Genomic DNA, 22,220 nt, shown 5'->3' with positions numbered 1-22,220 from the left:
TTCTGGCAGGTCCGGCAGACGCCCCAACCTTCACGCTGGTAGCGTCTTGCCTCATCGATTTGGGGTTGTAATGGGGGTCGACGTGAATCAGTTCCAGCCGTTGGCGGCGGACGATCCGCGGCGGCTGGGGACGTATGACATCGTCGCCCGGCTCGGCGAGGGCGGTCAGGGCGTTGTCTACCTGGGCAAAGGCGAGTCCGGAGACCAGGTAGCGGTCAAGCTCCTGCACCAGTCCCTCGTGGCCGACGCCGACGCCAGGACGCGGTTCCTGCGCGAGGTGGCGGTGGCGCAGCGAGTGGCCAGGTTCTGCACCGCTCCGGTGCTCCACGCCGACCTGGAGGGCAGCAAGCCCTACATCGTGAGCGAGTACGTCCCGGGACCGTCGCTGCGTGAGCTGGTCATCAACGAGGGGCCGCGGCGCGGCGCCGCGCTCGAACGGCTCGCGATCAGCACCGCCACCGCGCTCGCGGCCATCCACCGCGCCGGGATCCTGCACCGGGACTTCAAGCCCGCCAACGTGCTCATGGGTCCCGAGGGTCCCGTCGTGATCGACTTCGGCATCGCCCGTGCCCTGGACTCCCCTGGCGCGACGGCCACGGGGATGGCCATGGGCACGCCCTCGTACCTGGCGCCCGAGCAGCTCAGCGGTGGCGCGGTGTCCGAGGCGGCCGACGTGTTCGCGTGGGGCGTCACGATGGTGTTCGCGGCGACGGGCAAGCCCGCCTTCGGCGCCGACTCCATCCCCGTGGTGATGAACCGGATCCTGAACGAGGAGCCGCAGCTCGGGGGGATGGAGGGCGTGCTGGCCGAGCTGGTGGCCGCCTGCCTGTCGAAGGACCCGACGCAGCGGCCCAGCGCGGACGAGCTCATCGTCCGCCTCACCGGCCAGCCGGCCCCGAAGTCGGCCATCGAGCCGGTGACGGGCCAGCAGCTCACCTCCGCCGCCGGTGCCCCCACTGGACAGACGGGCCCTGAGGGCGGCAAGCCCGCACAGGGTGGCGACCTCTACCCCGGTCCCTGGACTCAGCCGGTTCCTTCCGCGGGCGGCCCCGTCCAGCCGGGCTCGGAGGCGGTGCCTCAGACGGGCGCGTTCGCCCACCACGTGGCAGCCGCCCAGGGTGGTCCCGCACACGGCGGTCCCGCGCAGGCGGCGTCGCCCATGGGCGGACCGCAGGCGGGCGGACCGCAGGCTGGGATGCCCGGCAACGGTCCTCAGCCCGCCATGCCGGGCACGCCGCCCGGCAACGGCCCCCAGGCGCAGGCCGGAGCCGCCGCGCCGCACGGAGCCCCGCAGACTCCTCACGGAGCTCCTCAGACGCCTCAGGGCGCCCCTCACGGCGGCCACCTGGGTGCGGCGGCCGCTTCCGGCATGCCGCCTCACGGCCCCGGCATGCCCCAGGGCCAGCCTCCCTTCAAGGGGCAGGCAGGCACCCCGAACGGACCCAGCAGGCCCGGCGGCCCCACCGGCCCGACCCGCCCTGCCGGTGGCGCGCCCGCGAAGCAGCGCCGCACTCTGATGCTCTCCCTGTCCGGAGCCGCGGCCGCCGCCCTCCTCGTGGTCGTCGGCGCCGTGGTGGTCCAGGCGAAGAGCAACCCGGAGGTCCCGGTGGTGGCCGTGGGCAACTCCGCCAACCAGTCCAACGGCGACGGCTCGGGCGCGGGCCAGCCCGTCGACCCCCCGTCCACGGATCAGACCCTGCCCCCGTCGGTCCCCACGGACACGGCGGCCCCGGTGCCCACCTTGGACGTGGACCAGCCCACGAAGGACCCCAAGACCACCAAGCCGAAGCAGCACACCGAGGAGCCCGTCTCCCAGGTCCCGAACCCGGTCACGCAGCATCCCACCTCCCAGCCCACGACGGCCCGGCCGGAGCCCAAGAAGACCCCGACCAAGAAGAAGACGACGGCGCCGACCGTGGTCGATCCTGAGGCCGTGGATCCGGCGGGGCAGCCGAGCTCCGGCCCCACGACGACCGTCCGTCCCAGCGCGACCAGCAAGCCGTATGTCCCGCGCAAGCCCAACACGTCCAGCCCGACGGCCCTGTGCGGCTCCGGCTACAAGGTCGTCGACTCGCACGCCCTGGGCCCCGACGCCACGATCTACCTCCTGTACAGCAGCGGAGCGGGCAAGAACTGCGTGGTCACGATGTCACGCATGATCTTCCCTGAGAAGGCGCAGATGAACGCGATCCTTCAGGTGAAGGGCGGTTCCAGCGCCAGCGCTCCGGGCAGGTACCCGGCCAACGCGGGGCCGGTTCGCCTGCCCGCGAAGCAGAAGTGCGTGATCTGGGGCGGTTCCTGGGCCGAGAAGTCCTGGAAGTCCGGCTGGAGCCACTGCTCCTGACAGCCCGTACCGACGGCAGTTCCAGAGCCGGTGCCCGTACCACGGGCACCGGCTCATCCGTCTCCGCAGCCGCTCGTGACCCGGACGCTCTCCTGCGCTAGCGTAATCGACGTGATCAGCAGGTCCTCGATGCCGACACCCAGGGGCGGGCGGGCTCAAGCGGAGCTGCGGAAGGAGGCTGCGTGATCAGGAGCCGGCTCGACCCCGAGAGCGCCGACTATCGCGGTCGCCGCGCATCCATGCTCACCAAGCTGAGCGAGCTCGACGCCGAGCACGCCAAGGCCGTGGCCGGAGGTGGCGACAGGTACGTCGAGCGGCATCGCGGGCGCGGCAAGCTGCTGGCCCGCGAGCGCATCGAGCTGCTGGTCGATCCCGACTCCCCGTTCCTGGAGCTGTCGCCGCTGGCCGCCTGGGGCAGTGAGTTCCCCGTGGGGGCCGGCATGGTGTCGGGGATCGGGGTGGTCGAGGGCGTCGAGTGTGTGATCACCGCCAACGACCCCACGGTCCGCGGTGGCGCCTCCAATCCGTGGACGTTGAAGAAGTCGCTGCGCGCGGCCGACATCGCGCTGCGGAACAGGCTCCCGTACGTGAACCTGGTGGAGAGCGGCGGCGCGGATCTGCCGACGCAGAAGGAGATCTTCATCCCGGGTGGGCGGATATTTCGGGACCTGACCCGGTTGTCGGCCGCGGGCGTTCCGACCGTCGCGCTCGTGTTCGGGAACTCCACGGCAGGCGGTGCGTACGTGCCCGGGATGAGCGACCACGTGGTGATGGTGCGGGACCGAGCGAAGGTGTTCCTGGGCGGCCCGCCCCTGGTGAAGATGGCCACCGGGGAGGAGTCGGACGACGAGTCGCTGGGCGGCGCCGAGATGCACGCCAGGATCAGCGGCCTGGCCGACTACCTGGCCGAGGACGAGCACGACGCGCTGCGGATCGGGCGGCAGATCGTCCGTTCCCTCAACTGGCGCAAGCAGGGCGTCATGCCGCAGGCGGCGCGGGAGCCGAGGTACCCGGTGGACGAGCTGCTCGGGATCGTCCCTGAAGACCTGAAGGTGCCGTTCGACCCTCGCGAGGTGATCGCGCGGGTGGTGGACGGGAGCGAGTTCGAGGAGTTCAAGCCGCTGTACGGCGCCTCGCTGGTGACCGGCTGGGCGCGCGTCCACGGCTACCCGGTGGGCGTGCTGGCCAACGCGCGCGGCGTGCTGTTCAGCGAGGAGTCGCAGAAGGCCACCCAGTTCATCCAGCTCGCGAACCAGACGCGCACTCCGCTGCTGTTCCTCCAGAACACGACCGGTTACATGGTCGGCAAGGATTACGAGCAGGGCGGCATCATCAAGCACGGCGCCATGATGATCAATGCTGTGTCGAACTCGACGGTGCCGCACCTCACCATCGTGATGGGCGCCTCGTACGGCGCCGGGAACTACGGCATGTGCGGGCGCGCGTACGAGCCCCGCTTCCTGTTCAGCTGGCCGAGCGCCAAGTCGGCGGTGATGGGGCCCGCGCAGCTCGCCGGGGTCCTGTCGATCGTGGGCAGGGCGTCGGCGCAGGCCAAGGGGCAGGCCTACGACGAGGAGGCGGACGCGGCGATGCGCGCGATGGTGGAGGCCCAGATCGAGGCGGAGTCGCTGCCGTTCTTCCTGTCGGGCCGCCTGTACGACGACGGGGTCATCGACCCGCGCGACACGCGTACCGTGCTGGGCCTGTGCCTGTCGGCGATCAACAGCGCGCCGGTGCCGGAGCCGGCGGGATTCGGGGTGTTCCGGCCTTGATCACCCGTTTGCTGGTCGCCAACCGGGGCGAGATCGCCCGCCGCGTCTTCCGCACCTGCGCGTCGCTCGGCATCTCCACGGTCGCCGTCTTCTCCGACCCCGACGCGGACGCGCCGCACGTGGCCGAGGCCGATCTCGCGGTACGGCTGCCCGGCGCCCGCCCGTCCGATACGTACCTGGACATCGGGCGCATCCTGGACGCCTGCCGAGCCACCGGCGCGGACGCCGTGCATCCCGGATACGGCTTCCTGTCCGAGAACGCGGACTTCGCGCGGGCCGTGCTGGAGGCCGGGCTGGTCTGGGTCGGCCCGCCGCCGGAGGCCATCGCCGCCATGGGGTCCAAGGTCGAGGCGAAGCGGCTGATGGCGGAGGCGGGGGTGCCCGTGCTGCCTTCGCTCGATCCGGCGGCGCCCGGGGAGTTCCCGGTGCTGGTGAAGGCGTCGGCGGGTGGTGGCGGGCGCGGCATGCGGATCGTCCGTGAGGCCGGGGAGCTGGCCCTGGAGGTCGAGTCCGCGCGCAGGGAGTCGGCGGCGGCGTTCGGCGACGGGACTGTCTTCGTGGAGCCGCTGCTGGAGGGCGCCCGGCACGTCGAGGTGCAGGTGCTGGCCGACCGGCACGGGACCGTGTGGGCGCTGGGCGAGCGGGAGTGCAGCGTGCAGCGGCGGCACCAGAAGGTCGTCGAGGAGTGCCCGTCCCCCGGGATCACGGCCGAGCTGCGCGAACGGCTCTGCGAGGCGGCGGTCAGGGCCGCGCGGAAGATCGGCTACGTCGGGGCCGGGACCGTGGAGTTCCTGGTCAAGGGCGACCGGGTGGCGTTCCTGGAGATGAACACCCGGCTTCAGGTCGAGCACCCGGTCACCGAGCTGGTCCATGGAGTCGATCTCGTACGGCTGCAGCTCGAGGTGGCCGAAGGCGTCCCGCTCCCGGCGGCGCCGCCCGCGCCGGCCGGGCATGCGGTGGAGGTGCGGCTCTATGCGGAGGACGAGGACTATCTGCCGCAGAGCGGGGCGCTCCGGCGGTTCGAGGTCTCCGGGGACGTCCGGGTGGATTCGGGGGTCGAGTCGGGGTCGGTGATCTCGCCGTACTACGACGCGATGCTGGCGAAGATCATCGGGCACGGTGCGTCGCGGGCCGAGGCGGTGCGGAAGCTGGTCACGGCGCTACGGCGGGCGAGGCTCCACGGGGTAACCACCAATCGCGATTTATTGGTGAAAATCCTGGTAAATCCGGCGTTTGTGGCGGGCGACACCCACACCGGCTTCCTCGCCCCGGACGGCCCGCTCCACGGCGCGGCGCGGCCGAAGGAGCCGGACGAGCTCCCGGCCCTCGCCGCCGCCCTCGCCATGGCCGCCGCCAACCGCCGCCGGGCCAAGGTGCTGCCGGGCCTTCCGAGCGGCTGGCGCAACGTGCGCTCCCAGCCCCGCCTCGCCCGCTTCGAGGAGGCCGAGGTCGTCTACGACCCGCTGCCCGACGGCGTCACGGTGATCAGCGCGGAGCCGTACGAGGTGGTGCTGGAGCGGGACGGCGTCCGGCAGACCTTCCAGGTGGCCCGGTACGACGAGGACGGCAGGATCTACGTCGACCACGCCGGCGGCTGCGCCGAACTGACCCCGGTCCCCCGCCTCCCCGAGCCGGTCGAGCACGTCGTCCCCGGATCCCTGCTCGCCCCCATGCCGGGCAGCGTGCTGCGGGTCGAGGTGGAGGCCGGCGACCGGGTGGCGAAGGGGCAGGCGGTGCTGGTGCTCGAGGCGATGAAGATGGAGCATCGGATCGCGGCGCCTTCCGACGGGGTGGTGTCCGGCGTACACGTCGAAAAGGGCCAGCAGGTCGACGCGGGCGCGGTGCTGGCGATCATCCAGGAGGGGACCTCATGACAAGCCTGGTGCACAAGGACCTGGCGGAGGGCGTCGCGACCATCACGCTGGACTCGCCGCCCAACCGCAACGCCCTGTCCGTACGGCTCCTCGCCGACCTGGCGGACCGGCTGCACTGGGCGCTGGCCGAACCGGAGGCCAGGGTGATCGTGCTGACCGGCACGGGGAACGTGTTCTGCTCGGGCGCCGACATCAAGGAGCAGAAGGCTTCAGGCGCGCCGGTGACGGCGTCGTTCCCGGAGATCCTCTCGCTGATCTGGGAGAGCCCGAAGCCGGTCATCTGCCGGCTCAACGGCACCGCACGGGCGGGCGGCCTGGGGCTGGTGGCCGCGTGCGACTTCGCCATCGCGCCGCTGACGGCGTCGTTCGCGTTCTCGGAGGTACGGCTCGGTGTCGTGCCCGCCATGATCTCGGTGCCGGTGCTGCGCAGGGTCGAGCCCAGGGCGGCGGCCGAGTACTTCCTGACCGGCGAGGTGTTCGACGCCGCTCGCGCGGCGGAGATCGGGCTGCTCACGCGGGCCGTGCCCGAGGAGGAGCTGGACACCACGGTCGCCCATTACGCGGAGCTGCTGATCAAGGGCGGGCCCGAGGCGCTGGCCATCACGAAGCGGCTGGTCAGGGAGGTTCCGGGGATGTCGTTCGAGGAGGGGCAGCGGCGGATGACGGAGCTGTCCGCCGAGCGCTTCACGTCGGAGGAGGGACAGGAGGGCATCGCGGCGTTCCGGGAGAAGCGCCCGCCCAAGTGGGCCGTGCGATGACGCTCGGGACAAAGGGGACGCAGGGGACGCAGGGGGCGCTGCGGATCGCGAACTGCAGCGGTTTCTACGGCGACCGCCTCTCGGCCGCGCGCGAGATGGTCGAGGGCGGGCCCATCGACGTGCTGACCGGCGACTGGCTGGCCGAGCTGACCATGCTCATCCTGGCCGGCAACCGCCTCAAGGGCCGGCCGGGGTACGCGCCGACGTTCCTCCGGCAGATGGAGGACGTGCTCGGCCCTTGCCTCGATAAATCCATAAAAATCGTGACAAATGCTGGCGGCTTGGACCCCGCCGGCTGCGCCGAGGCCGTCCACGACCTCGCCACCCGCCTCGGGCTCTCCCCCACGATCGCCCACGTCACGGGCGACGACCTCACCGGCCATCCCCTGGACCTGACCAACGCGGACACGGGCGAGCCTCTGGCCGCCACCCCGCTGACCGCGAACGCCTACCTCGGCGGCCGCCCGATCGCCGCCGCCCTGTCGGCGGGCGCGGACGTGGTCGTGACCGGCCGCGTCACGGACGCCGCCCTGGTGACGGGTCCGGGCATCTGGCAGTACGGGTGGGGGCCGGGCGATCTCGACCCGCTGGCGGGCTCGGTGGTCGCGGGGCACATCATCGAGTGCGGCTGCCAGGCCACGGGCGGGAACTACGCGTTCTTCCAGGACGTACCGGACCTGGCCCACTGCGGCTTCCCGCTCGCGGAGCTGCGCGCCGACGGCTCCGCCGTGATCACCAAGCACCCGGGCACCGGCGGGCTGGTCTCGGTCGGCACGGTGACGGCGCAGCTCGTGTACGAGCTGGGGAGCCCGCGCTACCTCGGCCCCGACGTGGTCGCCCGCTTCGACACGATCACGTTGTCGTCCGACGGCCCCGACCGCGTCCTGGTCTCGGGCGTCCGGGGCGAGCCGCCGCCGGACACGTTGAAGGTGGCCGTGAACTACCTGGCGGGCTACCGGAACACGATGACGCTCGTCCTGACCGGCCTGGACGTGGAGGCCAAGGCCCGGGCGGCGGAGGAGGCCCTCTGGGCCCGCATCCCCCGGGACTCGTTCGACGAGGTGGACGTCACGCTGACGGACTCGGGCCTGCTGCGGATCACGGTCATGGACGCCGACCGGCACCGGGCGGGGCGGGCCTTCTCCTCCGCCGTGGTGGAAACGGGGCTGGCCAGCTACCCGGGCTTCCACGCCCTCACCCCACCCGGCAACGCCTCACCGTACGGGGTGTACTGGCCCGTGCTCGTACCCGCTTCGGAGGTCCGCCCGCGCGTCTTCGTCAACGGCAAGGAACTGCCCGACTCCGGTGCGCCGCCGAGTCGCACGTCAGCCGCCGCCTCCGCCACGTTCGGGACGGCCGCGCAGGCCAGCGGGCCGGAGAGCCGCCCAGAAGCCACCCCGGCAGCCAGACCCGAGAGCGGCGCCTCAGGAGCCGGGGCGGAGGTCGTAGGTGGACGCCAGGGCGCCGTGCGGGTGCCTCTGGGGCGGATCGCCGGGGCGCGCTCCGGGGACAAGGGCGGGAACGCCAACCTGGGCGTCTGGACCGACACCCAGGAAAGGTACGACTGGCTGGCGGCGAACCTGACGCCGGACACCCTCAGAAGCCTCCTCCCTGCCCTCGCACCCCACCGCATCGACCGCTACGAGCTCCCCAACCTCAAAGCACTCAACTTCGTCATCCACGGCCTGCTCGGCAGGGGCGTGGCGGCGAGCCCCAGGATGGACCCCCAGGCGAAGGCCCTCGGCGAGGAGCTGCGGGCGCGGGAGGTCGACCTCCCCCCGCACCTACGCGGCTGATCTCCAGCCCAGCAACGCCGCCCCGAGCAGCCCCGCGTCGACCCCGAGCGTCGACGCCACCACCTCCGGCGCCCGGCGGAACGCCAGGCGCGCGGCCAGCCGCTCCCGCAGCGGCACCAGCAGCGCGTCCCCCGCCAGCGACACACCGCCCCCGATGACGATCCGCGCCGGGTCGAGCAGCAGCGTGTACGTGGCCAGCGCCAGAGCGAGCGCGTCCACGGCCGACGACCAGACCTCCGCCGCCCGCGCGTCCCCCGAGGCGGCCCGCCGGACCACGTCCCGCGCCGTCGCCCCCGGACCGCGCCCCGGCACCTCCTCCCCGGTCCCCGAGGCGTACCGCATGGCGATGGCCCCGCCCGAGGCGTACCGCGTCGCGATGGCCCCGCCCGACGCGTACGCCGCCAGACATCCCCGCTGCCCGCACCCGCACGCGAGCCCGTCGGGCCGGACCGGGATGTGCCCGATCTGCCCGGCCCATCCCCCGGCTCCTCCGTACAGCGAGCCGGACAGGACGACCGCGCCCGCGATGCCCGTGCCGATGGGCAGGAAAAGCACGTCGTCCCCTCCGGCCCCGTACGCCATCTCCGCCTCCCCCGCCGAGCGGACGTCGTGCCCGAGTGCCACCGGCAGGTCCACGTCCGTGAACGACGCGACGGGCACGTCCCGCCACCCGAAGGCCGCGGAGAAGACGGCGTGGGTGGGCGTGACCAGCCCGGGCACCGCCAGTCCCACGCCCACCTGGCGCAGGCCGGGCCGGGGCCGCGACAGGTCGGCGACGAAGGCGGAGACGGCGGCGATCACCCGGTCGGCGCCGCGAGGTGTGTCACGGCGCTCGAGCTGCAGAATGGTCCCGTCGCGGGCGACCAGCCCGCCCTTGATAGTCGTGCCGCCTACATCAACCGCAACAACGCAATCCATCCGCCCATCGCCCCCAAGGTCCCACTATGACTATCCGTCGCGCAGGGCATGCATGTTGCTGGCGCACGCATTGCGAGCCCGTAGTTCAACGACCAATTGCGACTGAGAGTAAGCGAGTGGTAATGTTCGGCCACAGCCGGGTGCCTGACTGGCGCCCGGTCCCCGCCCCCATTGGGTTCACACCAACGGGACAGCGTCCGGCGGGGCGGTGGCCCAAGAGCCGACACTCCCTCCAGGAATGCGGAGTCAGGCCCCGACAACGCGGCTCTCAACCACGGTCCGCCCGGCTCGCCGGACGGACGCGGCGTCGGCTTCCACCGGATCGCTTCCCAGCTCAGCGGGCATGCGACGAGGCTACGCTGATGTCAGTTTTGCTCATGTAAACACAGAGTGCCGAAGACGCTCATGGAGCACGTGCTGGAAGGCCGTGCCCCGTACGGTCCCTCAACGCCACCGACCACGGCCGACCGCTCTATCTAGGAGCGGATCGGGTTCCGCGTGGTCGGTCGGGCCGCCAAGCGCACGGGCGCCTTCGTGGGCTATCAGCCCCGTCGTGGCGCGGGACGAGGAGACGGCGCGGGCGCTGATCGGCGACCTGGCGCTGCACGCGGGCGGCGAGGTGCGGATGGACTTCGACCTGGCCATGGAGGGCATGGTCCGCTGGGCGGCCGGCCATGGCGTCGGCAACCCGTGGCAGGTCTCGAAGATGGTGCGCGGCGGCGACCTGCCGGGCGAGCGCGCCTGCCAGTTCCTGCCGTTCATGCAGGCCCTCGGCTGACGGCCCCCTGCAGGAAGTGGGTTGACCGTGGGTGCGGGGCTCTCGTAGGGTCGGCAAACCCGAACATGGTTCTGTCGAAGGGCGGGTCATGACCACCACCCACATCGACGTCAGCGCCATCGACTTCGCCGCGCTAGGCACGTGGATGGACGCCCAGAGACTCCCCCAGGGCCCGATCACGGGCGAGGCGCCGGTTCTGGGCGGGACGCAGAACGTCATGGTCCGCTTCGAGCGCGGCGGCCGCCCGTACATCCTGCGCAGGCCTCCCGTGCACGCCCGGACCAGGAGCAACGAGGTGCTGCGCCGCGAGGCGCGGGTGCTGGCGGCGCTGCGTGACACGTCCGTCCCCGCGCCCAGGCTGGTAGCCGCGCAGACCGAGCGGGAGCCGGTGTTCTACCTGATGGAGCCGGTCGACGGGTTCAACCCCTCGACCGGGCTGCCGGAGCCGCACGCCTCCGACCCGGCGATCAGGCACCGCATGGGGCTGGAGGCCGCTGCCGCGCTGGCGGAGCTGGGGCGGGTGGATCCGGGCGTGCTGCCGGGGTTCGGCCGGCCGGAGGGGTTCCTGGAGCGGCAGGTGCCGCGCTGGCTCAAGGAGCTCGACTCGTACGGCGACCTCGACGGCTACCCCGGGCCCGACATCCCTGGCCTGACGGAGACGGCCGACTGGCTCGCGCGCCGTCTCCCCCGTACGTTCACCCCGGGGATCATGCACGGCGACTACCACTTCGCGAACCTCATGTTCGCCTGCGACGGCCCCCGCGTCGCCGCGATCGTGGACTGGGAGATGTGCACGATCGGCGACCCGCTGATCGACCTCGGCTGGCTGCTGGCCACCTGGCCGAGCAGCAACGGCCATGTCCCGGGGCTGCCGGAGCCGCGTGAGCTGATCGCGTACTACGCGGCACTGTCCGAGCGCGACATGTCGGCTGTCGACTGGTACGCGGTCATGGCCTGCTTCAAGCTCGGCATCGTCCTCGAGGGCACGCACGCGCGGGCCTGCGCGGGGAAGGCGCCCAAGGACATCGGGGACGTGCTCCACGCCACCACCCTGGAGCTGTTCGAACGGGCACGGGGCTTTATGGACGGGATTCTCAGCTGATTTCTTGAAAAACGATCACATGGGGTCCCCGAGCCATACAATTGCGCGCAATTGCATCGTTGATCGGGGAAGGATCGTCATGCGCATGCGGTTCCTCGGCTCCACCTCGGAGGCGGGCGCCTGCCCCACCCTGTACGAGACCGACCGCGGCACCATCGTCGTCCAAGGTCTGCAAGTCACCGACGCGGAGGCTCTCGCCGACCTCCGGGACGTGCTCGACGGCGAGGTCGCGGTCGAGGTCCCCCGCGAGCTCATCACCGAAATCGCCCGCCGGGTTCTGCCCGACCACACGGCAACCGCTTTCCAGATCGGCGAAGGAACACCCTCGGCCACCGGTTGATCACATTTCCCGGGGGCCCTGGCATGATCGACACCCACAGGGCTAGCCTCTTGCGGCGTGACGTCGTTTCAGCAGGCGCGTGTCGACCTCGGCGGCCAATTACGCCAGCTGCGCGAGGCCGCACATCTGTCCGGCAAGGAGCTGGCCGAGCGGCTGCGCTGGCAGCCGTCCAAGGTCTCCCGCCTGGAGAACGCCCGCCAGACCGCCACCGAGGACGACGTGGTCGTATGGGCGCAGGCCGTACGCGCCTCACCCGACACGACGGACGAGCTGATCAGGCAGGCCATCGCGCTGCTGGAGCGGCACGACGACTGGAAGCAGCGCCACCGCAGCGGCCTGGCCGCCCTCCAGGAGGACATCCGCGACCTGGAGGCGCGCACGAAGCTGTTCAGGGTGTTCGAGCCGGGCATCATCGTGGGCCTGCTGCAGACGTCGGAGTACGCCAGGCACGTGTTCCGCAAGGTCAAGCGCCTCTACAGCGCCGCCGACCAGATCGACGCGGCGGTGCGGGTGCGGATGCAGCGCCAGGAGATCCTCTACGACCGGACGCGGACGTTCAGGTTCGTGGTGACGGAGGCGGCGCTCCGCACCGCCCTCGCGCCGCCCGAGGTGATGCGCGGCCAGCTGGACCGATTACTCGCCGTCAGTACGCTGCCGAACGTGGAGTTCGGCGTGATCCCCTTCGACTCCGAGCTGCCGTCCAGCCCGATCAACGGCTTCTGGATCTACAACGAGGCCATGGTCTCGGTGGCCACCATGACGAAAGACCTGGTCCTCCGCGACCCGGACGACATCGCCTTCTACGTCCGGGCCTTCGACGACTACGCGAAGGTGGCGCAGCTCGAGGAGGCCGGACGGGACATCATCGTCAGAATTCTTCACGATTACCGCAAACAACCGTCACATTAACCGCAGCAATTGCTTGCCTCCCACCCAAGATCGTGCAATTCTGTCGCGAGACGTTGCGGAGGTGACGCATGATGCTCGATACCGCGCTCTGCCTCGAGCGGTTCGCCTGGCACGCGGGTCGCCACGCCGACCTGTCGGTCCAGAGCCTCGCCCTGTCCAGCGACCCGGCGTACGTGTCGGTCCGCAACCGGTTCTCGGCCACCCTGGCGGAGACGGTGACGTGCTCGGCCGAGGGCGCGTACATTACGTCGTGGGGCTACCGCCTCGGCACCGCGGAGGACGTCGAGTCCGCCGCCGCCCGCCTCGCCTTCCTCCTCGCCGCCCTGCCCGCCTGACCTGCCCGCCTGACCTGCCGGCCGGGCCCGCCTGCCCCCGCAGGCGCGCCGTGAGGTCAGCAACCCGCCTTGTAGAGGACCTTCTGCACCTCCGGCTGGTCCACGTTCTTGGCCGTGACGATGGTGGCGTCCGTGGGGATCGACGGCGTGACCTGCTGTCCCTTGACGGCGGCGACCGCCTGCTCCACGCCCTTGGCGCCGATGTCGCCGGGCAATTGCGCGATGAGCGCCTGCACGACGCCGTCCTTCAGCTGCTTGACCTGAGCGGGACCGGCGTCGAACCCGACCATCTTGACCTGTCCCAGCTTGCCGGCCTGCTGGAGGGCGGATCCGGCGCCGGTGGCCGAGTTGAGGTTCGCGGCGAACACCCCGGCCAGGTCGGGATCCTTCGCCAGGGCCGCGTTGACGATCTTGGAGGCCTCTCCGACGTCGTTGTGCGAATACTGCACCCCGAGGTACGTCATCCCCGGGTGCGACGCCTTGACCTCCTCCTCGAACCCCTTGATCCGGGCGTCCACGGTGCTGACGCCCGGGTCCGTGGAGATCACCAGCACCTTGCCCTTGTCACCGATCTGCTCCGCCAGCGCCTTGGCCGCCGCCGCCCCGCCCTTGACGTTGTCCGTGCTGATCCTGGACAGGCCGATGCTCTGGTCCTCGACCACCGTGTCCACCAGTACGATCTTGATGCCCTGCTGCTTGGCCTGGGTCAGGGGCGCGATCATGGCCTTGACGTCGGTGGGCGCGATGAGCATGGCGTCCGGTTTGGAGGCGACGACGGAGTTCACGATCGGCGTCTGCAACGTCGGGTCGAACTTCTGCGGCCCCTGGACGTCCAGCGCCACACCCAGCTCCTTGGCCTTGGCCTTCGCCCCGCAGGCCATGGTCTCGTAGAACTCCTCCCCCGCCAGCCCCTGCACGAGCGTCACCCTGATCTGCCCGCTCCCACCGCCCTGCCCGCTCTGTTGCCCGCCCTGCCCGCCGCAGGCGGCGATCGTCAGCAGCGCTCCAAGAGCTGCCACAGCCTTGCGCATCGTGGTGCCTCCTCCTACTGGTCCCGGGCCCTGCGCCTCCACTGGTCGACGTAGACGGCCGCCACGAGCACGGCGCCGACCACCACCTGCTGCCAGAACGGCCGCACGCCCAGGATCTGGAACCCGTTCTGCAGCACGACCGGGATGAACACCCCGATGACCGTCCCGGCCACCGTCCCCACGCCGCCGAAGAGGGACGTTCCGCCGATCACCACGGCCGCGATGGCCTGGAGGTTGTCGGTGGAGTGCGCGGACACGCCGGTGATGCCGTACTTGGCGAGCGACAGCTGCCCGGCCAGCCCGGCCAGCAGCCCCGCCAGGCCGTACACCCTGATCAGGTGCCCGCGCACGGCCACGCCGCCGCGCCTGGCGGCCTCGGCGTTGGACCCGATCGCGTACGTGTGCCGCCCGAAACGCGTGTAGGCGAGCATGAGCGCGAGGACGGCCGTGATGGCGGCGCAGATCCACACGATCAGCGGCACGCCGAGCCAGCGAGCCAGGCCGAGACCGAGGTTCAGGTCCGTCGGGGCACGCAGATCGACGCCGCCGGTGAGCAACAGCGCGCCGCCGAGCGACATGCCGAGCGTCCCGAGCGTCACGATGAGCGCGGGGATGCGGCCCAGGGCGATCAGCACGCCGTTCAGCACGCCCCACGCCAGCCCCGTGACGAGCGCGGCCAGGGTGCCGAGGAGCAGCGAGCCGGTCGCGTCCATGACCTCGGCGGCCGCCACGGCCGAGAACACCAGCACCCCGCCCACGGACAGGTCGATCCCCGCAGTGATGATCACGTACGTCATGCCGGTGGCGAGCAGCAGCAGGATGGCGGCGTCGCTGACCAGGTTGAGCAGGTTGAACGCGGTCGGGAACGTGCGCGGCGCCAGGGCCGAGAAGGCCGCCAGCAGCGCGAGCAGCACCAGGCCGATCCACACGACCTGCAGCCGGCCCAGCCGCACGCCCTTCATGCGCCGCTCCCCCGCTCGCCACCCTGCCCATCACGCGGCCCGGGATCCCCCGGCCCGCCGTCCTCCTGTGCGCCGAGCGCCCCGGTCATGGCACCGACCAGCTCCTCCATCGAGACGTTGGCGGTGTCGAACCGGGCCACCCTGCGCCCGAGCCGCAGCACCTCGACCCGGTCCGACACGGCCTTCACGTCCTGCATGTTGTGGCTGATCAGCACGACCGACACGCCCAAGTCGCGTACGCTCCGGATGAGGTCGAGCACGAGCCGGGTCTGCACGACGCCGAGCGCGGCGGTGGGCTCGTCCATGAACACCGCCCGGCGCGCCCACGTCACCGCCCTGGCCACCGCGACCCCCTGCCGCTGCCCGCCGGACAGCGCGGAGACGGGCGTGGTCTGGGACGCGAGCCGCACGCCGAGCCGTTCGCAGGCCTCCTGCGCGGCGCGGCGCATGGCGGCGTTGTCCAGCACGCCGAGTAGGCCGAGGAGGCCGGGCTTGAGGCGTTCCCTGCCGAGGAAGAAGTTGGCGGCGGGGCTGAGGTCGGCGCAGAGCGCGAGGTCCTGGTAGACGGTCTCGATGCCGGCGCTCCTGGCCTCCTCGACCGACCCGAACGCCACCGGCTCGCCGTCGATCTCGATCGTCCCCTCGTCCGGGCGTTCGACGCCTGAGAGGATCTTCGCCAGCGTGGACTTGCCCGCGCCGTTGTCGCCGATCAGCGCGACCACCTCGCCGGGCCGCAGGGTGAAGTCGGCGCCGCGCAACGCCTCGACGTGGCCGTAGCTCTTCACGATCTCGCGGGCGGCGATCAACGGTACGGCCATAAGAACATCAATAATGCGATTGACATCGTTGTCAAGGCTCACCTTTCACGGCACGCGCGACACCGCCGCGAGATCACGGTAGACGTCCCACAGCTCGCCCAGGAACAGCCGGCCGAACCTCACCAGTGCCACCGGCCCCTCAGGTCCCCAGGTGCGGAACGTCGTGAGCTGGTGCATGAAGTCCGGCAGGTGGATCCTGATGACGCCCGCGGCGACCACCTCGGCCTCCGCGTCGCCCGCCGGAGCGGTGTGCCCGCGCAGGATCCGGACGTACAGGGTGGAGGTGTCGTGCCACACGTCGGCGCCGGGATCGTCGTGGACGTCCTTGTGCCCGGTGAGCGTCAGCGCGGCGCCGTCGTCGCCGGTGAAGTGCAGGCGGTAGAGCATGCGCCGGCGCGACGGGTCCTCGCCCGCCACGAAGAGGTTGAACCAGCCGGCCCGCACCGGCAGGCGGCCGCCGCCGAGCACGGGGCAGCTCACCCATCCGGCCGCGGACGCCTCGTGCCCGGCGTCCGCCACGAACCGCTCGACGTCGTCGGCGGTGATGGTCAGATGGACTGCCAGCCGGTGCTCGTTCGCGCGCCCCAGCCGCTCGCCCTCGTCCGGGTCGGCCGATCCGGGCATGACGTGGCCGCGCATCTCCTCGGTGAAGCTCAGCCCCGTCGTCTCTCGACGGGCCCCGGCTGCCACGAGCGCCGACGAGGTCTCCAGCACGTGCTCGCAGGCCCGGTCCGCGAGCGCGGCGATGGTCAGGGCGGGATTGACGCCGACCGGGCCGGGCACCGACGCGCCATCGAGGACGTACAGGCCCGGATGGCCGAACACCTCGCCGTACTCGTCCACGACGCCCTCGCCGGGGTGCCGCCCCATCGGGGCGCCGCCGAGCGGATGCACCGTGATCACCCTGCGGGCCAGCCAGAGCGGGCTGTCGTGGTAGCCGGCCCGCAGCACCCCGGCCATGTCCCGCATGACCGAGCGCATCGCGGTGAAATAGGGCATGGACGTGCTCGTGGTCCAGTCGACGTCGAGATAGCCGCGGCGCAGGCGCATGACGCCGTCGGGCACGTCGCGGCCCATGCCGAGCAGGCCCAGCGACCCGTCGGACAGGCGCCCGTCGCCGAGCAGCGCGGCCAGTTCGGCGTTGATCCGGGTCTGCGGCGCGCGGCTCAGCAGGGCCGCGATCCTGCCCAGCGCGAACCTGCCGGCTCTCCTGACCACGCCGCGCATCCCGGCGAACTCCGCCAGCCATTCGACGAAGGGCGGGTAGCCCGCGTCCTCGACCACGAACCCCCGGCGGCTCCCGGCTCCTGTGTCGGCCGCGTCCGGCACCCGGATGGCGCTGGTGATCACCGGCCCGCGGCTGCCCTCCAGCGAGCGGTGGCGGCCCGCGCCGTCGCGGGCGCGCGTGACCATGGTGAGCAGGTCGCCGTTGCCGCTGAAGCGGGTGCCGAGCATGGGGCTCAGCCCTGGGAACTCCGCTCTGCAGGTCAGCAGCAGGTACGTCGTCCCGAGCGCGCCCGCGGCCAGGACGAGCCGGTCACAGGTGATCGTGCGCCGTGGCAGCCGACGGGTGCGGACCCGTCGCCGCTCGTCGCGGGGTTCGTGCACCACGTAGCTCACGGCGTAGCCGCCGCCCGGCCTGGGGGCCAGCCACCGGACCTCATGCAGGGTGCGGAGGTCGGCGCCGGCGTGCTGGGCCGCGGACAGGTAGGTGTGGTCGAGGGAGTTCTTCGCGCCGTCGTTGCAGCCGATGTCGCACTCGCCGCGCAGCCGGCACGTCGTACGCGGCAGGCCGTGCAGGTTGCCGTACGCGGGGTCCGGGATGGGCAGTCCGGGAGCGGGACGGGCCCCGGGCTCCGGGGCGAAGGCGACGGCCAGCGGCGGCAGCTCCCACTCCAGGCGGAGCCGCTCGGCCGCCTCCCGCATGGCGAGGGTCTTGGCCGTCGTGTCGTACGGCGGCACGTCCAGGGGGTAACGCTGGGGCCGGAGCATCCGCTCCACCGCGTCGTAGTGCGGGTCGAGGTCGGCCCGTGTCACGGGCCAGTGCTCGTGGCCGCCGCCGGGCAGCGGGCTCTGCCGGACGAACCACCGTTCCGGCTTGCGCAACAGCACGTTGGCGTAGATGAGGGAGCCGCCGCCGAGCCCGCTGGAGACGGCCGCGCCGAGTCCGCGGAAGCTCCACAGGTCGAACAGGCCGTACAGGCCCTCGCTCGGGTCCCACAGGTTGCGTGCCATCGCGGCGGGCGCGCGGGGGAACGAGCCCGGAGGATACGGCCGGCCGCGCTCCAGCAGGACCACCCGCAGCCCCGCCTCCGCGAATCGGCAGGCCGCCACGGCCCCGCCGAACCCCGAGCCCACGACGACGACGTCCGCGTGCTCGTCGGCCGGGTGTCTTGCCTGGTGATGGCGCATCTCGTCCCTCTCGCCCGTCCTGGCCGGAAAAGCGGGGGGAGGTAGAATCAAAGGGTAACCGACCGGTGCGCCGAGCACCGGGATCAGGAGTCGAGACCCAGGGCCTCGGCCCCCGTGGACGGCCGCCGGGCCCGGATCGTGGCGATATGCACGGACGACCCGCTACACGCGAACGCCTCGTACCCTTCACCGCCGGTGACGGCAAGCAGCTGAGCCTCGTCAACGTGCGCGGGTCGGCCCCGCTGGCCAGGGCTCCGGTCCTCCTCGTGCACGGTGCGGGGGTCCGGTCCGGAATCTTCCGCGCGCCGGTGCCCGCCAACGTCGTGGACGCGCTCGTCGCGCGGGGCCACGACGTCTGGCTGGAGGACTGGCGGGCGAGCATCGAGGTGCCGCCCAATCCCTGGACCCTGGACCAGGCGGCGAGGTACGACCACCCCGCCGCCGTGCGCAAGGTCATCGAGGAGACCGGCGCGGACCGGATCAAGGCGATCATCCATTGCCAGGGCTCCACCTCGTTCATGATGTCCGCCTGCGCGGGCCTGGTCCCCGAGGTCGACACGATCATCACGAACGCGGTGTCGCTGCACCCGGTCGTCCCGCCCTGGTCGCGGGCCAAGCTCCGCTACGCCGTGCCGGTCGCCTCCAGGTTCCTGTCCTACCTCGACCCCTCCTGGGGTGACCACCCGCCGCCGGGCGCGGCCACGGTGATCACCCGGCTGGTGAAGGCCGCCCACACCGAGTGCGGGAGCACGGTGTGCAAGCTGGTCAGCTTCACGTACGGGAGCGGCTTCCCGGCGCTGTGGCGACACGAGAACCTCGGCGGCGACACGCACGACACCTGGATCCCGCGCGAGTTCGGCCCGGTGCCGCTGACCTTCTTCCGGCAGATGGACCGGTGCGTGCGCAGCGGCCGCCTGGTCGCCTACGAGCATCTGGACGGTCTGCCGGACGACTACACGGCGCAGGAGCCGCGTACGGACGCCCGGGTCGTCTTCCTCGCCGGTGACCTGAACCGCTGCTTCCTCCCGGAGAGCCAGCGCCTGTCCTACGAGTTCTTCGCACGTTTCGGCCGCCATCGCCACGCCCTGCACGTCCTTCGCGGATACAGCCATCTGGACGTCTTCTTCGGCGAACGCGCCCACCTCGACGTCTTTCCGCTGATCATCGAGGAGCTGGCCGGCGCGCCGGCCCGGCACAGGGGGGACCGATGACCTTCGCCGCAGGACGCCGGCGCACGGCCGGCCGCTTCGCCAACGTGGACGGCATCCCGTTCAGGATGCCGGTGGGGACCCCGGGCAGCCCGGCGCTCTTCGCCGCCTATCCGATCGACCCGCGCGGCGCGCGTGAGGCGCTGCCGGAGGAGCTGCGCCCGTACCGGATCCGCGGCGAGGGGGTGCTGCTGATCGCGGTCGTGGACTACCGGGACACCACGATCGGCACGTACGTGGAGCTCTGTGCCGGGATCCTGTGCACGCGGAGCGACCGGCCCACGCCGCCGCCCCTGCTGCCGCTGCTGCTCGGCTCGGCCTTCGGCACCGGCGTCTACATCCGCGACATGCCGGTGAGCACCGAGATCTCGGTCAAGGGCGGGCTCGGCATCTGGGGCATGCCCAAGCGGCGCGCCTCGCTCGACTTCGTGGCCGGCGAGTCCACGGTCAGCAGCCAGTACGACCTCGACGGGCGGATGGTCCTCCGCGTGGATGTCCCGCGACCGGCACGGGCCTGGCTGCCGCTGCGCCTCACCGGCACCGGCTACGCGTCCTTCCGCGGGATGCTCGTGAAGTCGTCCGTCACGCTCCGCGGCCGGATGGGCATCACACCGGGAGGCGGCCCGGGCAGCCGGCTCCTCATCGGCGACCACGAGCGGGCGGCGTGGCTGAGGCGGCTGGACGTACGCGACCGGCCGTTCGTGACCGCTTTCGTCCCCGCCCTGAGCGGGGTCCTCGACGACCATGTGGAGAGCTGGTTCCTCACCTCGGCCGCGCCTCCGCCGCCGCCTGGGGACGGCCTGCGGTCCGTGGTCGATCTGGGGCTCGGGCAGGACCGGCTGCCGCCTCCCGACCGCGCCGGGAGCGACCGTCTCCTGGAGCCGCGCGAGCACGTCACGCAGATGCCGTAGCCGACCATTCACCGGGAGATCCGATGAGACACCGCCAGATCCTCCGTACCGCCGCCCGTGTCACGCCCGCCACCGCACCCGAGTCCACCCGTACCGCCGTGCCCCCGGCGGGCCTCGCCGGTCGGGAACGGCCGGTCGCCGGAGCGGGCTACCGCGGCTCGTGGTTCTGGACGGCCTACGACGCGCTCGCCGAGCTGCTCGACCACCGGTTCGGCTGGGATCGGCTGCCCACCCCGCTCGGCCTGGCGGTCCTGGTGGGGATCCGCAACCGGCTGCGCAAGCGGAACCTGTACGACTCCGGCCGCCTGCCCGCCGTCGGCCCGCCGCCACCCGCCCCGGACCCGGCCGGCCACGACGTACGCCGGACCGCGAACGGCTCGTACAACGACGTGGACCACCCGGCCATGGGCATGGCCGGGACCCGGTTCGGGCGGAACGTCCCGCTCGACCACGCGTACGCCGAGCCGCCCGAGCGGGTCATGACACCGAACCCGCGCCTGGTCAGCCGGCGGCTCATGACGCGCACCCGATTCCAGCCCGCGCGCTCGCTCAACGTCCTCGCCGCGGCCTGGCTGCAGTTCATGATCAGGGACTGGTTCAGCCACGGGAGCAGCCCGTCGGAGGACCCGTGGACCATCCCGCTGGAGCCGGGCGACGACTGGCCGGAGCCCCTGCTGACGATCCCGCGGGTCCCTCCGGACCCGACTCGGCCGCCCGGGTACGACGGACCCGCGACCTCGCTGAACACGCTCACCCACTGGTGGGACCTGTCGCTGGTCTACGGCACCGGTGACGAGGAGCAGCGCGCCATCCGCACCGGGAGCGAGGGCAAGATCCAGCCGCGGCCGTCCGGGGTCCGGGCGATGACCGGGCCCGGGTCCGACCCCGCCCGCGAACCGGGTTTCTGGCTCGGCCTGGTGATGCTGCAGGGGCTGTTCGAGCGCGAGCACAACGCCATCTGCGATCGGCTGCACGCCGAGTTCCCCGCCTGGGGCGACGACGAGTTGTTCGAGCGCGCCAGGCTGATCAACGCCGCGCTGGTCGCCAAGATCCACACCGTGGAGTGGACACCCGCGATCATCAGCCATCCCACGGCGGTGGTCGGCCTGCGGGCCAACTGGTGGGGCCTGGCCTCGGAGCGGCTCAGCAAGGCGGTGGGCAGGATCAGCAGGAGTGAGGCGATCAGCGGCATCCCCGGCTCGCCCACCGACCACTTCGGGGTGCCGTACAGCCTCACGGAGGAGTTCACGGCCGTCTACCGGATGCATCCGCTGATCCCTGACGACTACAGCCTGCGGTCCCTGCGCGACGATTCCGGCATCGATCAGTACTCGCTGCGCGAGCTGTCCGGCCCGGCGGCGCTGACGATCGCCGTCCCTGCCGCCGACCTGCTGTACTCCTTCGGGACCGAGCACCCGGGCGCGATCGTCCTGCACAACTTCCCGCGCCTGCTGCAGGAGTTCGTACGCCCCGACGGCCGGCTGATGGACCTGGCCGCCACCGACCTGGTCCGCTGCCGGGAGTTGGGCGTGCCGCGCTACAACGAGTTCCGCCGGCTGCTGCACCTGCCGCCGGCGCGCGGATTCGACGCGCTCACCGGCGATCCGGCGCTCGTGGCGGAGCTGCGCGAGGTGTACGCGGACCGGTTGGAGGACGTCGACCTGATCACGGGCATGTTCGCCGAGAGGCGCCCGCAGGGGTTCGCCTTCAGCGACACGGCCTTCCGGGTGTTCATCCTGATGGCCTCCAGGAGGCTCAACAGCGACCGGTTCTTCACCACCGACTACGCCGAGCGCGTTTACACCGGGGTCGGGCTGGACTGGATCGCGGACAGCAGCATGGCCTCCGTGATCCTGCGCCACCACCCGGAGCTCCGCCCGGCGCTGCACCGCGTGGAGAACGCCTTCGCTCCATGGCGCCGCGCCGCGGCCTGAGCTCGATGGACGGGGCGC

General features: G+C 71.9%; 18 protein-coding genes. 13 read left to right on the top strand and 5 right to left on the bottom strand.

The window, feature by feature from the left end:
• The first annotated feature begins 82 nt into the window (after nt 1-82).
• The 5 genes from AB0J64_RS34860 (at nt 83) to AB0J64_RS34840 (ending at nt 8,544) form a co-directional block, all read left to right on the top strand.
• Nucleotides 83-2,344, top strand: a complete 2,262-nt coding sequence (locus AB0J64_RS34860) for a protein kinase (RefSeq protein WP_364036701.1) — start codon at nt 83-85, stop codon at nt 2,342-2,344.
• A gap of 239 nt (nt 2,345-2,583) precedes the next feature.
• Nucleotides 2,584-4,116, top strand: coding sequence for a carboxyl transferase domain-containing protein (locus AB0J64_RS34855; protein ID WP_364036763.1), 1,533 nt, complete (start codon nt 2,584-2,586; stop codon nt 4,114-4,116).
• Nucleotides 4,113-5,990, top strand: coding sequence for a biotin carboxylase N-terminal domain-containing protein (locus AB0J64_RS34850; RefSeq protein ID WP_364036698.1), 1,878 nt, complete (start codon nt 4,113-4,115; stop codon nt 5,988-5,990). Before AB0J64_RS34855 ends, AB0J64_RS34850 begins: the two co-directional genes overlap by 4 nt.
• Nucleotides 5,987-6,748 carry an enoyl-CoA hydratase-related protein gene (locus tag AB0J64_RS34845; RefSeq protein ID WP_364036695.1) on the top strand — a complete coding sequence of 254 codons (762 nt, stop codon included), beginning with the start codon at nt 5,987-5,989 and terminating at the stop codon, nt 6,746-6,748. The genes AB0J64_RS34850 and AB0J64_RS34845 overlap by 4 nt, the downstream gene beginning before the upstream one ends.
• The gene (locus AB0J64_RS34840) at nt 6,745-8,544 is read left to right on the top strand and encodes an acyclic terpene utilization AtuA family protein (RefSeq protein ID WP_364036692.1); all 1,800 of its coding nucleotides are present in this window, start codon (nt 6,745-6,747) and stop codon (nt 8,542-8,544) included. The genes AB0J64_RS34845 and AB0J64_RS34840 overlap by 4 nt, the downstream gene beginning before the upstream one ends.
• Here the strand turns inward: AB0J64_RS34840 and AB0J64_RS34835 are convergent.
• Complete coding sequence (locus AB0J64_RS34835) at nt 8,533-9,462, bottom strand: ROK family protein (protein WP_364036689.1); 930 nt, start codon at nt 9,460-9,462, stop codon at nt 8,533-8,535. The two genes, AB0J64_RS34840 and AB0J64_RS34835, sit on opposite strands and share 12 nt — an antisense overlap.
• Nucleotides 9,463-9,700: 238 nt before the next feature.
• On the opposite strand from AB0J64_RS34835, the gene AB0J64_RS34830 reads away from it, so the two are divergent.
• The 5 genes from AB0J64_RS34830 (at nt 9,701) to AB0J64_RS34810 (ending at nt 12,926) form a co-directional block, all read left to right on the top strand.
• Nucleotides 9,701-10,240 carry a hypothetical protein gene (locus AB0J64_RS34830; protein WP_364036686.1) on the top strand — a complete coding sequence of 180 codons (540 nt, stop codon included), beginning with the start codon at nt 9,701-9,703 and terminating at the stop codon, nt 10,238-10,240.
• 88 nt (nt 10,241-10,328) lie between these two features.
• The gene (locus tag AB0J64_RS34825; protein WP_364036683.1) at nt 10,329-11,342 is read left to right on the top strand and encodes a phosphotransferase family protein; all 1,014 of its coding nucleotides are present in this window, start codon (nt 10,329-10,331) and stop codon (nt 11,340-11,342) included.
• A 79-nt stretch (nt 11,343-11,421) separates the two neighbouring features.
• The gene (locus AB0J64_RS34820; protein ID WP_364036680.1) at nt 11,422-11,682 is read left to right on the top strand and encodes a hypothetical protein; all 261 of its coding nucleotides are present in this window, start codon (nt 11,422-11,424) and stop codon (nt 11,680-11,682) included.
• Between the two features lie 57 nt (nt 11,683-11,739).
• Entirely contained in the window at nt 11,740-12,591 is an 852-nt protein-coding gene (locus AB0J64_RS34815) for a helix-turn-helix transcriptional regulator (RefSeq protein ID WP_364036677.1), read from the top strand.
• A 68-nt stretch (nt 12,592-12,659) separates the two neighbouring features.
• Nucleotides 12,660-12,926 (top strand): hypothetical protein, encoded by a 267-nt coding sequence (locus AB0J64_RS34810; protein WP_344993269.1) that lies wholly within the window; start codon nt 12,660-12,662, stop codon nt 12,924-12,926.
• 56 nt (nt 12,927-12,982) lie between these two features.
• Here AB0J64_RS34810 and AB0J64_RS34805 read toward each other — a convergent pair whose 3' ends face one another.
• Genes AB0J64_RS34805 through AB0J64_RS34790 form a run of 4 tightly spaced genes read right to left on the bottom strand, consistent with a single transcriptional unit; the run spans nt 12,983 to nt 18,149 of the window.
• Nucleotides 12,983-13,957: an ABC transporter substrate-binding protein gene (locus AB0J64_RS34805; protein WP_364036673.1), complete on the bottom strand. Its 975-nt coding sequence runs from the start codon at nt 13,955-13,957 to the stop codon at nt 12,983-12,985.
• 14 nt (nt 13,958-13,971) lie between these two features.
• Nucleotides 13,972-14,919: an ABC transporter permease gene (locus AB0J64_RS34800; RefSeq protein ID WP_364036670.1), complete on the bottom strand. Its 948-nt coding sequence runs from the start codon at nt 14,917-14,919 to the stop codon at nt 13,972-13,974.
• Nucleotides 14,916-15,737, bottom strand: coding sequence for an ATP-binding cassette domain-containing protein (locus tag AB0J64_RS34795; RefSeq protein WP_364036667.1), 822 nt, complete (start codon nt 15,735-15,737; stop codon nt 14,916-14,918). The genes AB0J64_RS34800 and AB0J64_RS34795 overlap by 4 nt, the downstream gene beginning before the upstream one ends.
• A 45-nt stretch (nt 15,738-15,782) precedes the next feature.
• A complete protein-coding gene (locus AB0J64_RS34790; RefSeq protein ID WP_364036664.1) occupies nt 15,783-18,149 on the bottom strand; it encodes a GMC oxidoreductase in 2,367 nt (788 codons plus the stop codon).
• Between the two features lie 146 nt (nt 18,150-18,295).
• Between AB0J64_RS34790 and AB0J64_RS34785 the strand changes: the two genes are divergently transcribed.
• The 3 genes from AB0J64_RS34785 to AB0J64_RS34775 are packed head-to-tail and all read left to right on the top strand — an operon-like array spanning nt 18,296 to nt 22,202.
• Entirely contained in the window at nt 18,296-19,360 is a 1,065-nt protein-coding gene (locus AB0J64_RS34785; protein ID WP_364036661.1) for a hypothetical protein, read from the top strand.
• Nucleotides 19,357-20,268: an acetoacetate decarboxylase family protein gene (locus AB0J64_RS34780; protein ID WP_364036658.1), complete on the top strand. Its 912-nt coding sequence runs from the start codon at nt 19,357-19,359 to the stop codon at nt 20,266-20,268. The genes AB0J64_RS34785 and AB0J64_RS34780 overlap by 4 nt, the downstream gene beginning before the upstream one ends.
• Nucleotides 20,269-20,291: 23 nt before the next feature.
• Nucleotides 20,292-22,202, top strand: a complete 1,911-nt coding sequence (locus tag AB0J64_RS34775; protein WP_364036655.1) for a peroxidase family protein — start codon at nt 20,292-20,294, stop codon at nt 22,200-22,202.
• Nucleotides 22,203-22,220: the final 18 nt, after the last annotated feature.

The sequence above is a fragment of the Nonomuraea sp. NPDC049695 genome, assembly GCF_040674955.1.
Taxonomy (GTDB): Bacteria; Actinomycetota; Actinomycetes; order Streptosporangiales; family Streptosporangiaceae; genus Nonomuraea; species Nonomuraea helvata.
The sequence above is the reverse complement of the archived record's forward strand: the minus strand, read 5'-3'. Positions and strand labels throughout refer to the sequence as shown.